Source organism: Streptomyces aurantiogriseus (genome assembly GCF_014649375.1).
Taxonomy (GTDB): domain Bacteria; phylum Actinomycetota; class Actinomycetes; order Streptomycetales; family Streptomycetaceae; genus Streptomyces; species Streptomyces aurantiogriseus.
Map to the genome: position 1 here is coordinate 212,894 of NZ_BMSX01000013.1, position 13,507 is coordinate 226,400.

Consider the following 13,507-nt stretch of genomic DNA (forward strand, 5'->3'; position numbering starts at 1 on the left):
ACCCACCCGTCGCCCGCAGTTCGACCCCCCGTCACCCCGTGTCCCTACCGTGCGCGCCATGAGAAGAATCTCGATCATGGTCACCGCCGCGGCGCTGACCCTCGGCCTCGCCGCCACGCCTGCGGTGGCCGACCGGGCGCCCGCCGGGTTCGGGCAGGCCACGCTGACCGGCTTCGCGGCGCTGCCGGCCACCACCTTCGTGCCGGGCAGCGAGCCGTCCGGGTCCGCGATCGGGGCGGGGCCGTTCAACGGGGTCACCGCGCCCTTCGCCCACCAGCCCGTCCAGGGCTTCAGCGGCGTCGTCAACCGGCACGACGGCACCTACGACGTGCTGTCCGACAACGGCTACGGCAACAAGGCCAACAGCGCCGACTTCCTGCTGCGCGTGCACCGCGTCAAGCCCGACACCCGCACCGGCAAGGTCACCGTGCTGGGCGGGTTCAACCTCAGCGACCCCGACCACAAGGTGCCGTTCGCGCTGACCCGCGCCGACCGGAAGCTCACCGGCGCCGACTTCGACGTCGAGTCGATCGTGCGGGTGGCGGACGGGACGTACTGGATGGGCGACGAGTTCGGCCCGTTCCTGCTGCACTTCTCCGCCACCGGGCGGCTGCTCCAGGCCCCCGTCCCGCTGGCCGGCGTGCAGGCGCCCGAGAACCCCTACCTGAACGGCGCCCAGCCCACCCTCGGTAGCAGCAAGGGCTTCGAGGGCCTCGTGCGCGGTGTCGACGGACGCCACCTCTACCCGCTCACGGAGGGCACCGTCACCGGTGACACCCCCGGCGACCTGCGCTTCAGCGAGTTCGACCTGTGCAAGGGCCGCTACACCGGCAAGCGGTTCGTCTACCGCCTCGAGTCCACCTCGAACGCCATCGGCGACGCCATCGCCGTCGACCGGCACCGCTTCCTCGTCGTCGAGCGCGACGGCGGGCAGGGCGACACCGCCAAGTTCAAGCGGATCTACCTCGTCGACACCCGCGACCGCGACGACGACGGCCTCGTCGACAAGACCCTCGTGGCTGATCTGCTGGATCTCGCCAACCCGAAGGGGCTGGGTGGCTTCGGTACGACCTTCCGCTTCCCGTTCCAGACCATCGAGGACCTCGCCCTCCTCGACGACCGGACGGTCGCGGTCCTGAACGACAACAACTTCCCCTTCTCCAGCGGCCGCACGCCGGGCAAGCCGGACGACAACGAGTTCATCACCGTCCGGCTCTCCGCCCCGCTGCACGCGGACCAGCGGGCGCTGCGCTGATCACACGCCCGGGTGTCACGGGGCGGTCGTGCCCAGCGACCGCCCCGCCACCCGGGCCAGATGGCGCGCGAACACCTCCGGCGCCCCCGGCGTCAGCGTCCGCAGCGCCACCAGCGCCGTGATCACGACGTCGCACAGCTCGGACTCCACGTCCTCCCAGGTGTGGCTGGTGCCCTTGCGGGGGTTCTGGCCGGTCACGCCGATCACCGCCTGGGCCACCTCGCCGACCTCCTCCGACAGTTTCAGCACGCGCAGCAGGAGGGCCTCCCGGCCGGCGATCGGCTGATCGGCGTCGAGCCAGGCCCACAGGGCGTCGATGGTCTGCCAGAGGTCGGCGGGGGCGGCGGGTTCAACAGGCTCAGCTGGTTCAGCAGATGCAGCAGATGCAGCAGATGTAGCGGGCTCAGCGGGTTCAGGGGGTTCAGCGGGTTCAGGGGGTCCGGCAACTTCAGCGGGTTCCGCAGGTTCAGAGACGGGCAGGGCGGCCCGTGTGGCCCGGTCGCTGTAGCTCATGGGCGCAGCCTGCCCGCGGCGGCCCCTGCTCGAACAGCGTCAAGCCGACGCCAGGCGCCCACGGTGGCCCCTTCTCGAACAACAACCCCAAGCCGCCGCCAAGCCCCACGCCGCGCTACTCCTCGAACAGCGCCTCCTGCTCCCCCTCCTCCCTCCGGCGCAGCCGCTTGTTGCGCAGGCCGACGATCACCGCGGTGGCCGCCGCCGTCGCGCTCAGGGCCGCCGGGACCATCCAGCCCCGGTTGACCGTGTGGCCGAGGGCGTGGTCCAGGGAGAGGCGGCCGGGGCCGGCGACGGCGAGGGCCGCGCCGGTCAGGCCGAGGGAGGCGGCGTACTCGTAGCCGCCGCTCTGTGCGAAGAAGCCGTTGGGGACGTGCACCGCGGACGCGCCCGCCATCGCGCCGGCCGCCGCCGCGCCCGCCGCCGGGGTGGCCAGGCCCAGCGCCAGCAGCGTGCCGCCGCCGGCCTCCGCCAGGCCGGCCGCCGTCGCGCTCGCCTTGCCGGGCTCGTAGCCGACGGACTCCATGAACTGGCCGGTCCCCTCCAGACCGTGGCCGCCGAACCAGCCGAACAGTTTCTGCGTGCCGTGTGCCACCAGCACTCCTCCGGTGCCCAGCCGAAGCAGCAGCAGCCCCAGATCACGTCGGTCGAAACAGGTCACGGTGACTCCCTGAGCAGACTGCAGGAACACCCCCACGCGTTTCCACCGTCGCACCCCTCACACCCGGCGGGCCTGTCCTGGGCGCCGTTCGGGTGGCGGGCCCCGGGGATCGGGTGGCGCAGGCCCCGGGATCGGGTGGCGGGCTCGGGGGAGCGGTGTGACGCTGACTGGCATGACGATTCAGCCAGCCAAACTCAGCGACCCGGCCGTCCGGGCCTTCGTCTCCGCCGTCAACGCCCATGACCGGGAGGCCTTCCTGAGCCTCCTCACGCCCGACGCGACCATGGCGGACGACGGCTCCGACCGTGACCTCGCCGAGTGGATCGACCGGGAGATCTTCTCCTCCCACGGCCACATGGAGGTCGACAACGAGTCGAACGGCGGCCGCGTCCTGCTCGCCCGCTACAGCAACGACACCTGGGGCGAGATGCGCACCAAGTGGCAGTTCGTGGTCGAGGACGACGGGCGGATCTCGCGCTTCGAGACCGGGCAGGCGTAGCGGCCGGTAAAGGCCGGTCCAGCCCTTGCCTTCGTGTGCGCTTCAACTCCTAGCGTGCACGGGCATGGAGACCACCGACAGGACCACCGACACCATCACGGGGACCGCTCCCAGGGCCTTGGGGCGCAGCGGCCTGAGCGTCAGCCCGCTCGGCTTCGGCTGCTGGGCCATCGGCGGGGAGTGGCAGGACCCCGACGGACAGCCGCTCGGCTGGGGCAAGGTCGACGACGAGGAGTCCGTACGGGCGATCCACCGCGCTCTCGACCTGGGCGTCACCTTCTTCGACACCGCCGATGTCTACGGCACCGGACACAGCGAGCGTGTCCTCGGGCGGGCCCTCGGCAAGCGGCGGGACGAGGTCGTCGTCGCCACCAAGTGGGGCAACCTCTTCGACGAGCGCACCCGGACGCTGTACGGGCAGGATGCCTCCACCGAGTACGCGCGCACCGCCCTCACCGCGTCCCTCGCCCGGCTGGGCACCGATCACATCGACCTGTATCAGCTGCACCTCTCCGACGCCCACCCCGAGCGCGCGGCCGAACTGCGCGACCTGTGCGAGGAGTTCGTACGGGAGGGGCTCGTCCGCGCCTACGCCTGGAGCACCGACGACCCCGCCCGTGCCGCCGTGTTCGCCGAGGGGGAGCACTGTGCGGGTGTCCAGCATGCGATCAACGTGCTGCAGGACGCGCCCGAGATGCTCGCGCTGTGCGACGAGCTGAACCTCGCGAGCATCAACCGCAGTCCGCTGGCCATGGGGTTGCTGGCCGGGAAGCGCCGGGCCCGGCAGCCCCTGGAGGCCGGTGACATCCGCAGCCGTCCGCCGGCCTGGCTGAAGGGGTTCGCCGACGGGTCCGGGGCCGACCCGGAGTGGCTCGGCCGGGTCGACGCCCTCAGGGACGTCCTCACCAGCGGCGGCCGTACGCTCGCCCAGGGCGCGCTCGCCTGGCTGTGGGCGCGCAGTCCGCGGACCGTGCCGATTCCCGGGTTCCGTTCGGTCGCGCAGGCCGAGGAGAACGCGGGCGCGATCGGGAAAGGTCCGCTCACCGCGGGGCAGTTGGCCGAGGTGGACCGGATACTCGGCCGGTGAGCGGCGGGCACCGCCCCCGCCGCCTGCGCCTGTTCAGGCGACTGTTCCTGCCGGGCACCGAGTCTCTGTGTGCTGTACGGCAGCCGTTCCACGGTCCGGTGCGCACCTCGCGGTCCCACGCGAGGTCCACCCCCATCCGGTGCCGTGGAACGGCTGCCGTCCTCCCCCCTCGGTGCGGTCTGCGGAAGCCCCGTGTTCCAACTGTGAAGCTTGTGTGGAGGCGAGACGAGCATAAGCCCCCGACCGGCGGTGATGGAGCGGAAGATTACATTCCGTTTGTGTAGGTTGACCGTTCAGCCACGCCCCACGTACGGCATCGCCGTCGCCAGCACCGTCGCGAACTGCACGTTCGCCTCCAGCGGCAGTTCCGCCATGTGCCGCACCGTGCGCGCCACGTCGGCGACGTCCATCACCGGCTCCGGCGCGATCTCACCGTTGGCCTGCAGTGCGCCCGTCCGCATCCGCGCCGTCATGTCGGTCGCCGCGTTGCCGATGTCGATCTGCCCGACCGCGATGCCGTACGCCCGCCCGTCCAGCGACAACGACTTGGTGAGGCCGGTGAGGGCGTGCTTGGTCGCCGTGTAGGCGACGGAGTGCGGGCGGGGGGTGTGCGCGGAGATCGAGCCGTTGTTGATGATCCGGCCGCCCTGCGGGGCCTGCTCCTTCATCTGCCGGTACGCCGCCTGCGCGCACAGGAACGCCCCGTTGAGGTTGGTGTCCACCACGTGCCGCCAGGCGTCGTAGGGCAGGTCCTCGACGGGCACGCCACCCGGCCCGAACGTGCCCGCGTTGTTGAACAGCAGGTCCACCCGCCCGAACCGGTCGCGCACGGCGGCGAAGAGGGCCGCCACGTCGTCCGGGCGTGAGACATCCGTCCGTACGGCGAGACGCGCGGCCTCGGGCACGAGGGCGGCCGTCTCCTCCAGGGGTTCGGTGCGGCGGCCGGCCAGGGCCACCGACCAGCCCGCGCGCAGCAGTTCCACGGCCACCGCGCGGCCGATGCCGGAACCGGCGCCGGTGACCACGGCGATCCTCGCCTGCTCGGAAGTGTGCTTGGCATTCATGGGGTCGCAGCGTACGGGGCAGCAGCGTGCGGGCCCCGCGATGCGGAACACGTTCGTCCGCCATCCAGCTGTTGTGTACGCGCCAACCTCAGGTCGTTCCAGGGTCGTCCCCGGCCACTCCAATGCCTCCTGCACCCATCCCCAGGGGAGGACCGGAATGACACCCGCAGCACACCAGTCCCAGCACGCCCCCGAACTCCGCGCGGCCGCACGGCACATCGGACGCCGCCGCTTCCTCACCGTCACCGGCGCGGCCGCCGCGCTCGCCTTCGCGGTCAACCTGCCGGCGGCCGGCACCGCGGCCGCCGCCGAACTCGACCCCGCGCGGATCACCGACAACCCCTTCACCCTCGGCGTCGCCTCCGGCGACCCGCTGCCCGGCTCCGTGCTCCTGTGGACGCGCCTCGCCCCCGCCCCGTACCAGCCCGACGGCGGCCTGCCCGCGGAACGCGTCCCCGTGCGCTGGGAGTTGGCCCGTGACGAGAACTTCCGACGCGTCGCCAGACGCGGCACCGTCACCGCCCACCCCGAGTTCCACCACACCGTCCACGTCGAGGTCCCCCACCTCGACCCCGACCGCGTCTTCTACTACCGCTTCCGCGTGGGCAGTTGGATCAGCCCGACCGGCCGCACCCGCACCGCGCCCGCCACCCGGGCCCGGGCCGCGGAACTCACCCTCGCCGCGGTCTCCTGCCAGGCGTACGCCGACGGCTACTACACCCCGTACGGCCACCTCGCCCAGGACGACGTCGACGTCGTCTTCCACCTCGGGGACTACCTGTACGAGTACGCCATCAACTCCGTCGGTAACAACCGCAACTACACCGACCGCACCCTCCCCGACCTCTTCAACCGCGAGACGGTGACCCTGGAGGACTACCGCCTGCGCTACGCCCTCTACAAGTCCGACCCCGACCTGATGGCCGCGCACGCCGCACACCCCTTCGTCGTCACCTGGGACGACCACGAGACCGAGAACAACTACGCCGACGACATCCCCGAGAACAACGTCCCGCCGGAGGAGTTCCTGCTGCGCCGCGCCTCCGCCTACCGCGCCTACTGGGAGAACCAGCCGCTGCGCCGCCCCCAGCTCCCCGAGGGCCCCGACATGCGGCTGTACCGCCGCCTGCACTGGGGCAGCCTCGCGCAGTTCGACGTCCTCGACACCCGCCAGTACCGCTCCAACCAGGCTTACGGCGACGGCGCGCAGCTCCCCGGCCCGGACATCGACGACCCTTCGCGCACGATGACCGGTCAGACGCAGGAGCGGTGGCTCCTCGACGGCTGGCGCGCCTCCCGGGCGCTGTGGAACGTCGTACCGCAGCAGGTCACCTTCTCCCAGCGGAAGCTCGACCTCAACCCGGTCGCGAAGCTGTCGATGGACGCCTGGGACGGCTACCGCGCCTCCCGCCGTCGCGTCCTCGACGGCGCGAAGGCCGCCGGCGTCGACAACCTGATGGTCCTCACCGGCGATGTGCACGTCGGGTACGCCTTCGACATCAAGGACGACTTCGACGACCCGGCGTCGCGCACGCTCGGCACGGAGATCGTGGCCACGTCCATCGCGAGCGGGCGCAACGGCGCTGAGAAGCCCGCGAACTGGAACACCTACATGACCGCCAACCCGCACCTCAAGTTCTACGACGGGCGGCGCGGCTACGTCACCGTCTCGCTCGGGCGCGACCTCGCCCGGGCCGACTTCAAGACGGTGCCGTACGTCACCACGCCCGGCGCGCCGATCAGCACGGCCGCGTCCTTCGTGACGGAGGCCGGTGAGCCGGGGCTGAAGCCGGCCTGATCCTGGTCCTGTTCCTGTCCTGTTCCTGATCCGACGGATCCCTAGGTGGCCGGCGGCCAGGCGTCGCCCCAGTCGGCGTCCCGGGCCGCCTTGTACAGGTCGCCGTGGCGCTTCGTCACCGTCGTCCGGTCCAGTCGCTCCTCGGCCTCGCACAGGTCGAGGAGCACCTGGCCCTTGCGGATCTGCGGCCGCCGGACCACCCGGGAGGGGGCCGGGGTGACCGGGAAGCGGGCGGCGGCGACATAGCTGAACTTCTCGTCCTCGTAGGGGAGCGAGCCTCCCTTCACCTGCCGGTGCAGGGAGGAGCGGCTGACCCGCGCCGAGAAGTGGCACCAGTCCGTGCCGGGCACGATCGGGCACGCGGCGCTGTGCGGGCAGGGCGCGGCGATGTGGAAGCCGGCCGCGATCAGGCGGTCGCGGGCCTCGATGATCCTCGCGTAGCCGTCCGGGGTGCCGGGCTCGACGATCACGACGGCCTGTGCGGCGGAGGCGGCGGCGTCGACGAGGGCGGCGCGGTCGGGGGCGGGGAGTTCGTTGAGGACGTAGGAGACGGTGACGAGGTCGGTGTCGTCGAGGGTGAGGCTCGCGCCGATGCGGGCGCGCTGCCAGCGGGCCTCCTTCAGCGCGGGGTTCGCCGCGGCGATCTCCTGGCCGAGGGCCAGTGCGGGCTCCGCCCAGTCCAGGACGGTCACCGGGCGCTCGCCGTCCCAGGTGGCGGCGACGGCCCAGGTCGCCGCGCCCGTCCCGCCGCCGACGTCGGTATGGCTGCCGGGCGTCCACTCCGGTACGGCGTCCGCGAACGCCTCCAGCGCCGAGCGCACCGCCTCGAAGGTCGCCGGCATGCGGTACGCGGCGTACGCGGCCACGTCGGCGCGGTCGCGGAGGATGGGGGCGTCGGTGGGGGTGGCGCCCCGGTAGTTGGCGATGAGCCGGTCCACGGCCTGTGCGGCTTGCCTGGGCGGCAGGCCGTCGAGCAGCTTGCGTAGGGCTTCCGCCGGGGATACGGGGTCGTTCACCCGCCGATTCTAAGTGCGCCGGCGCTGGTCCGGGCCTCGCTGGGGGCTCCGCCCCCAGACCCCCGGGCCCTGTGCCCACCCCACCACCCGACTCGGTCGGCCGAGAAGTGGCCGCCGCCCTGGGGGCTCCGCCCCCAGACCCCCGGGCCCTGTGCCCACCCCAGCACCCGACTCGGTCGGCCGAGAAGTGGCCGCCCCCCTGGGGCTGCCGCCCCCAGACCCCCTGACCGCCGTCGAGCAGCTCGTCCCCTTGCGGTGTGGGGGTACGGATGTGTCACGAGCGGGGCGCGAGGCCATGGAGGGCGTAGTCGACGACGGTGTCGGTGTACTCGTACGAGATCGGGCCCGTGTGCTGGAGCCAGCGCTGGGCGAGCGGGGAGACGAAGAGTTCCAGGGCGATGCGCGGGTCGACGTCGGCGCGGACGTCCCCGGCGTCCTGGGCGGAGCGCAGCCGGTCGACGTAGAGCTGGAGCTGGGGTTCGAGGAGCTTGGCGACGAACTCGCGGGCGAGCTGTTCGTTGACGAGGCCCTCGGCGGCCAGAGCACGGGAGGGGGCCTCGAAGCGGGGGTCGAGGAGTTCGTCGACAGTGGCGCGCAGGACGGCCTTGAGGTCGGCGGCGAGGTCGCCCGTGTCCGGGATGGCGTACGGCACCTGCCCGGCGGCCTCGGCCGCCTGCTCGGAGAGGTCGAGGAAGGCCTCCAGCAGGACGTCGGCCTTCGAGCCCCACCAGCGGTAGATGGTCTGCTTGCCGACGCCGGCACGGGCGGCGATGCCCTCGATCGTGGTTTTCGGGTAGCCGGCCTCCGCGACGAGGGCGAGGGCGGCCTCGTAGATGGCGCGCCGGGACTTCTCGCTGCGGCGGGCGGCGTCGGGGACCGGCTTTCCGGACTGGGTGACCATGGGTCGACGGTACCAAGGCGGTGAGACGGGGCGTCTCGCCGCAGCCTCGGCAAAGCGCCCACGACCCTGAGGGCACGCCCTGGAAAAAGGCCTACGCGGCCTCTCCCGGATACCGCACCCCGATCCGCTCCCGGACCGCGTCCAGCGTCCGCATCACGGCGAGGGTGCCGTCGAGCGGGACGAGCGGGGACTCGGTCTCGCCGGCCCGGATCGCGCGCATGACCTCGCGGGCCTCGTGCCGGAAGGTGGTACGGGGCCCGTCGGCCGGATCGGCGGCGAACTCCTCGGGGTCGCGGCCGGCGCGGTGCAGGACGAGCCGGTCGGGGTGGAAGAAGCCCGACGGGATGTCGATACGGCCGCGCGAGCCGGTGACCGACGCGGAGACGCCCGTACCGCCGACGAGGGAGCAGTGCAGGGCGGCGAGCGCGCCGGAGTCCCAGGAGAGCGCGAGCGCCGTCTGGAGGTCGACGCCCTCGGCGGAGAGGACGGACTGCGCGGAGATGCCCGAGGGTTCGCCGAGCAGCAGCTGGGCGAAGGAGACGGGGTAGACGCCGAGGTCGAGCAGGGCGCCGCCGCCCTGGGCGGGGTCGCGCAGCCGGTGCGAGGGCGGGAAGGGCCCTTCGAGCCCGAAGTCGGCCTGCACGGTCCGCACGTCACCGATCGCGCCGTCGTCGACGAGGGCCTTGAGCCGGCGGATCAGCGGGTTGCAGTACATCCACATGGCTTCCATCAGGAAGCGCCCGTTGTCCCGGGCCAGCGCGACCAGTTCCTCGGCCTCGCGGAGGTTCAGCGTGAACGGCTTCTCGCACAGCACGTTCCGCCCGGCCTTCAGACACAGGGCGGTGGCGGTCCGGTGGGCGGAGTGCGGGGTGGCGACGTAGACGACATCGATGTCCTCGTCCTGTGCGAGCGCCTCCCAGTCGCCGTACGCCCGGGGGATGCCGAACCGTTCGGCGAAGGCGTTCGCCGAGGTCTCGGTGCGTGAGGCGACCGCCACGACCTCCGCTTCCGGCAGGTCGATCAGGTCCGCCGTGAAGGCGGCGGCGATCCCGCCGGTCGCCAGGATTCCCCATCGCACGCTGTCCGTCGTCATCCCGCCCGCCCTCATGCCGTCCCAGCAGTGTGTTCGAGCTGAGAGCATAGGTGGCGCAGATGCCGGAGAGGGAGGGGCCACATGCCCGAGGGTGGGGCGCCGATACCGGGCGTGTCGCAGACAGCCGATACGAAGACAGAACAGCCGGCACAGGCCGGTCAGCCAGGACAGTCGGGACATCCGGAACATCCAGGACAGTCGGGACAGCCGCAGTGTGCGCAGCGCCGTACGAGCCTGCTCGTCACCCTGGTCCTGGGCGGCCTGACCGCCACGCCCCCGCTGGCGATGGACATGTACCTCCCGGCGCTCCCCGAGGTCACCCGCCACCTGCACGCCCCCGCCGCGACCGTCCAGCTCACGCTGACCGCCTGCCTGGCCGGCATGGCCGTGGGCCAGCTGGTGGTCGGCCCGATGAGTGACCGCTGGGGCCGCAGGCGCCCGCTGCTCACCGGACTGGCCGTGTACATCCTGGCGACGGCCCTGTGCGCGCTGGCCCCCACCGTCGAGCTGCTGGTCGCCTTCCGGCTGGCGCAGGGCCTCGCGGGCGCGGCCGGCATCGTCATCGCGCGGGCGGTGGTGCGCGACCTGTACGACGGCGTGGCGATGGCCCGCTTCTTCTCCACCCTGATGCTGATCTCGGGCGTGGCTCCGGTGGTGGCGCCGCTCATCGGTGGCCAGATCCTCCGCGTGACGGACTGGCGGGGCGTGTTCGTGGTGCTCACGGTGGTCGGCGTCGTGCTCTCCGCGCTGGTGGCGACGAAGCTCCCGGAAACCCTCCCCCCGTCCGAACGCCACTCGGGCGGCGTGGGCGAGGCCCTGCGCTCCATGCGTGGCCTGCTCGCCGACCTCCCCTTCGCCGGATACCTGCTGACGGGCGGCTTCGCCTTCGCCGCCCTGTTCGCGTACATCTCGGCCTCGCCCTTCGTCATCCAGGAGATCTACGGCGCCTCCCCGCAGACCTTCAGCCTCCTGTTCGGCCTGAACTCGGTCGGGCTGGTGGTGGTCGGCCAGATCAACGGCAAGGTGCTGGTGGGCCGGGTGCGCCTGGAGCGCGTGCTGGCGGTGGGGCTCACGGTGGTCGTCCTCGCCGCGACCGCCCTGCTGCTGATGGCGACGGGAGTGTTCGGCGAGGTCGGCCTGGCCCCCGTGGCGGCGGCCCTCTTCGTCCTGATGTCCGCGATGGGCGTCACCCTGCCCAACGCCCAGACGCTCGCCCTGATGCGTGTCCGCCACTCCGCCGGCTCCGCCTCCGCCCTCCTCGGTACCTCCTCCTTCCTCATCGGCGCGGTCGCCTCCCCGCTCGTCGGGATCGCCGGCGAGGACACCGCCGTCCCGATGGCCGTCGTCCAACTGGCGGCGGCGCTGGTGGCGTCGGCCTGCTTCGTGGGAATGTGCCGTCCTTGGACGAACGTGGAGGCGGAGGACGGGAATCCCCCCGCTCGAGCGATGTCGAGAGTGGGAGAGGACAGCTGAGCGCACCGAGACTGCGCGTCGACACCCCGGAACGTGCCGGGCTCGACCCCGAGGAGATGCGTCACCTCGTCGGCGAGGTCCACGACCTCACCACCGGCGACCGCCCCTGGGCGGCCGGCACCGTCGTGGTCGCCGGCCGCGGCCCGGTGATCGCCGTGCAGGAGGCCGCGGGCTGGGCGTTCCGGTACGCGCGCTACGACCCGGAGACCGACGCGGGCGTGGAAGCGCCGCCCGCCGCCCGCGTCCCCATGACCGTCGACACCCCTTTCGACCTGGCCTCCCTCACCAAGCTCTTCACGGCGGTGGCGGCGGTCCAGCAGATCGAGCGCGGCACCCTGGGCATCGACGCGCGGGTGGGCGCCTACCTCCCCGACTTCCGCGCGGCCGCCGCCCATGACATCACCGTCCGCCGGCTCCTCACCCACACCTCCGGCCTGCGCCCCGAGCTGCCCCTCTACGACTGCAAGGACGACACCGAACGCCTCGACCTGCTCCGCGCCGAGGCCCCGACGGGCGAGCCCGGCACGTACGTGTACTCGGACCTGAACATGCTGCTGCTCCAGCAGCTCCTGGAGCGGTTGACCGGCCGCGCCCTCGACGTCCTCGTCCACGACGGCATCACCCGCCCGCTCGGCATGACCTCGACCGACTTCGGCCCCTGCCCCGGCGCGGCAGCCACCGAGGACCAGCGCAGACCCTGGGCCAAGGCCGACCGCGGCATGCTGCGAGGCGTGGTCCACGACGAGAACGCCTGGGCACTGGGCGGCGTCGCCGGCCACGCGGGCCTGTTCTCCACAGGCCGCGACCTGGCGGTCTTCTGCCGCACCCTGCTGGCGGGCGGCTCCTACGGCCCCGCCCGCATCCTCGGTCCCGACTTCGTGGAACTCCTCCTGACCCCACCCGGCCTGGGCTTCGCCGTGGACCAGCCGTGGTTCATGGGCGAGCTGGCGGGGAGGGGCGCGGCGGGACACACGGGCTTCACGGGAACGTCGCTGGTGGTGGACCCGGCGACGGACACCTTTCTCGTGCTGCTGGCGAACACGGTGCATCCGAGAAGACGCCCCGCGGAGAACGGGCCGCGGGCGCGGGCGGGGACCCGGGTGGCGAGGGCGGTGATTCCCAGTCCGTCGGGTGGGCTGTAGGCGGGGGCGGGTGAATCCGGCTGATCCGGCGCCTCGCAGGCAGGTGCCAGGACATCCAGCCCGTCCGACGGGGGAGGACGAGGGGCGCCATTCCGTACCCCTCGCCCCACCTGCCCCGATTGGGTGCACCGGACCCCCGATGCGCAGGATGGTGGGACCATAGGGCATGCTGTCCGCACCACAGCGAGGCGAGGGGATAGATGAGCGCGGAGTTCGGCGGCCGCACCGGCCGGCAGGGCAAAATCTCCCAGTGGCTGCGGGGACGCCGCCCGAAGGAGGCCGCCGACGACGGCGGCCGTGAGGCCCTGCTGCTCGCCGCCGCCGGAGCGGGACTGCCGCTCGCGCCCGCCGCGCACCCCGCCCCCGGCTACCGGTGCTCCTGCGACCGGGTCGGCTGCCCGACCCCCGCCCGGCATCCGGTCTCCTTCGCCTGGCAGACCCAGTCCACCACCGACCACGCCCAGATCGAGCGGTGGGCCCGCCATCAGCCGCAGGCCAACTTCATCACCGCGACCGGCATGGTGCACGACGTCCTGGACGTGCCGCTGGAGGCGGGCCAGGAGGCACTGGACCAGTTGCTGGGCTCCGGCGTCGACGTCGGCCCGGTCGCCGTCAGCGACGACGGCCGCATGTTCTTCTTCACCCTCACCCGCGGCACCCCCGAGGACGAGGACGAGTGGTGGCCCTGCGAGCTGGACTGCCACCCCGAGACCATGGACGAGCACCCCGGCCTGCGCTGGCACTGCCGCGGCTCCTACGTCCTCGTCCCGCCCGCCCGCCTCCCCGGCGACGACGGCCGGACGGTCCACTGGCTCCGCGGCCCCGAGCACCCACTGCCCGACCCGCTGACTCTCCTCGAGGCCCTCACCGACGCCTGCGCCCGCCACGCGGGCCAGGAAACGGACCAGGCCGGCGCAGGGTGGCCCCTCCGCCACTGACGGGGTGTTCCGCCGACGCCGGCAGGGCAGCGCCCCCGCAGGGGCGCGGGGCTGTATCGATATGCGG

13 protein-coding genes are annotated in these 13,507 nt (G+C 72.6%); 7 read left to right on the forward strand and 6 right to left on the reverse strand.

Annotation, left to right across the window (positions count from 1 at the left end):
- Positions 1-58 precede the first annotated feature (58 nt).
- Complete coding sequence (locus tag IE263_RS26720; protein WP_229911178.1) at positions 59-1,255, forward strand: esterase-like activity of phytase family protein; 1,197 nt, start codon at positions 59-61, stop codon at positions 1,253-1,255.
- A gap of 15 nt (positions 1,256-1,270) precedes the next feature.
- Here IE263_RS26720 and IE263_RS26725 read toward each other — a convergent pair whose 3' ends face one another.
- Positions 1,271-1,573: a MazG-like family protein gene (locus IE263_RS26725; RefSeq protein WP_189940421.1), complete on the reverse strand. Its 303-nt coding sequence runs from the start codon at positions 1,571-1,573 to the stop codon at positions 1,271-1,273.
- A gap of 310 nt (positions 1,574-1,883) precedes the next feature.
- Positions 1,884-2,429 carry a DoxX family protein gene (locus IE263_RS26730; protein ID WP_189940330.1) on the reverse strand — a complete coding sequence of 182 codons (546 nt, stop codon included), beginning with the start codon at positions 2,427-2,429 and terminating at the stop codon, positions 1,884-1,886.
- A gap of 172 nt (positions 2,430-2,601) precedes the next feature.
- Here IE263_RS26730 and IE263_RS26735 point away from each other — a divergent pair, with 172 nt between their 5' ends.
- Both IE263_RS26735 and IE263_RS26740 read left to right on the forward strand, forming a co-directional pair.
- Positions 2,602-2,928 carry a nuclear transport factor 2-like protein gene (locus tag IE263_RS26735; RefSeq protein ID WP_189940331.1) on the forward strand — a complete coding sequence of 109 codons (327 nt, stop codon included), beginning with the start codon at positions 2,602-2,604 and terminating at the stop codon, positions 2,926-2,928.
- Positions 2,929-2,992: 64 nt separating this feature from the next.
- The gene (locus tag IE263_RS26740; RefSeq protein ID WP_189940332.1) at positions 2,993-4,015 is read left to right on the forward strand and encodes an aldo/keto reductase; all 1,023 of its coding nucleotides are present in this window, start codon (positions 2,993-2,995) and stop codon (positions 4,013-4,015) included.
- 293 nt (positions 4,016-4,308) lie between these two features.
- Here the strand turns inward: IE263_RS26740 and IE263_RS26745 are convergent, their stop codons facing one another.
- Positions 4,309-5,079, reverse strand: coding sequence for an SDR family oxidoreductase (locus tag IE263_RS26745; protein WP_189940333.1), 771 nt, complete (start codon positions 5,077-5,079; stop codon positions 4,309-4,311).
- Positions 5,080-5,236: 157 nt separating this feature from the next.
- On the opposite strand from IE263_RS26745, the gene IE263_RS26750 reads away from it, so the two are divergent.
- Positions 5,237-6,877 carry an alkaline phosphatase D family protein gene (locus IE263_RS26750; RefSeq protein WP_189940334.1) on the forward strand — a complete coding sequence of 547 codons (1,641 nt, stop codon included), beginning with the start codon at positions 5,237-5,239 and terminating at the stop codon, positions 6,875-6,877.
- Positions 6,878-6,918: 41 nt separating this feature from the next.
- On the opposite strand, the gene IE263_RS26755 is transcribed toward IE263_RS26750, so the two are convergent.
- The 3 genes from IE263_RS26755 to IE263_RS26765 all read right to left on the reverse strand — a co-directional run bounded on the left by IE263_RS26755 (position 6,919) and on the right by IE263_RS26765 (position 9,887).
- A complete protein-coding gene (locus IE263_RS26755) occupies positions 6,919-7,893 on the reverse strand; it encodes a small ribosomal subunit Rsm22 family protein (RefSeq protein WP_189940335.1) in 975 nt (324 codons plus the stop codon).
- A gap of 274 nt (positions 7,894-8,167) precedes the next feature.
- Complete coding sequence (locus IE263_RS26760; protein ID WP_189940336.1) at positions 8,168-8,794, reverse strand: TetR/AcrR family transcriptional regulator; 627 nt, start codon at positions 8,792-8,794, stop codon at positions 8,168-8,170.
- A gap of 91 nt (positions 8,795-8,885) precedes the next feature.
- A complete protein-coding gene (locus tag IE263_RS26765) occupies positions 8,886-9,887 on the reverse strand; it encodes a Gfo/Idh/MocA family protein (protein ID WP_189940337.1) in 1,002 nt (333 codons plus the stop codon).
- A gap of 81 nt (positions 9,888-9,968) precedes the next feature.
- Here IE263_RS26765 and IE263_RS26770 point away from each other — a divergent pair, with 81 nt between their 5' ends.
- The 3 genes from IE263_RS26770 to IE263_RS26780 all read left to right on the forward strand — a co-directional run bounded on the left by IE263_RS26770 (position 9,969) and on the right by IE263_RS26780 (position 13,440).
- On the forward strand, positions 9,969-11,360 hold the full coding sequence (locus tag IE263_RS26770) for a multidrug effflux MFS transporter (protein ID WP_189940338.1): 1,392 nt from the start codon (positions 9,969-9,971) through the stop codon (positions 11,358-11,360).
- A 56-nt stretch (positions 11,361-11,416) separates the two neighbouring features.
- Positions 11,417-12,502 (forward strand): serine hydrolase domain-containing protein, encoded by a 1,086-nt coding sequence (locus IE263_RS26775; protein WP_229911179.1) that lies wholly within the window; start codon positions 11,417-11,419, stop codon positions 12,500-12,502.
- A 200-nt stretch (positions 12,503-12,702) separates the two neighbouring features.
- Positions 12,703-13,440 carry a bifunctional DNA primase/polymerase gene (locus tag IE263_RS26780; RefSeq protein ID WP_189940339.1) on the forward strand — a complete coding sequence of 246 codons (738 nt, stop codon included), beginning with the start codon at positions 12,703-12,705 and terminating at the stop codon, positions 13,438-13,440.
- Positions 13,441-13,507 lie beyond the last annotated feature (67 nt).

Coding starts and splice junctions, on each gene's coding strand:
- IE263_RS26760 (WP_189940336.1), bottom strand. CDS start 8,794: ATGGTCACCCAGTCCGGAAAGCCGGTCCCCGACGCCGCCCGCCGCAGC.
- IE263_RS26750 (WP_189940334.1), top strand. CDS start 5,237: ATGACACCCGCAGCACACCAGTCCCAGCACGCCCCCGAACTCCGCGCG.
- IE263_RS26745 (WP_189940333.1), bottom strand. CDS start 5,079: ATGAATGCCAAGCACACTTCCGAGCAGGCGAGGATCGCCGTGGTCACC.
- IE263_RS26775 (WP_229911179.1), top strand. CDS start 11,417: ATGCGTCACCTCGTCGGCGAGGTCCACGACCTCACCACCGGCGACCGC.
- IE263_RS26780 (WP_189940339.1), top strand. CDS start 12,703: ATGAGCGCGGAGTTCGGCGGCCGCACCGGCCGGCAGGGCAAAATCTCC.
- IE263_RS26720 (WP_229911178.1), top strand. CDS start 59: ATGAGAAGAATCTCGATCATGGTCACCGCCGCGGCGCTGACCCTCGGC.
- IE263_RS26770 (WP_189940338.1), top strand. CDS start 9,969: ATGCCCGAGGGTGGGGCGCCGATACCGGGCGTGTCGCAGACAGCCGAT.
- IE263_RS26735 (WP_189940331.1), top strand. CDS start 2,602: ATGACGATTCAGCCAGCCAAACTCAGCGACCCGGCCGTCCGGGCCTTC.
- IE263_RS26740 (WP_189940332.1), top strand. CDS start 2,993: ATGGAGACCACCGACAGGACCACCGACACCATCACGGGGACCGCTCCC.
- IE263_RS26765 (WP_189940337.1), bottom strand. CDS start 9,887: ATGACGACGGACAGCGTGCGATGGGGAATCCTGGCGACCGGCGGGATC.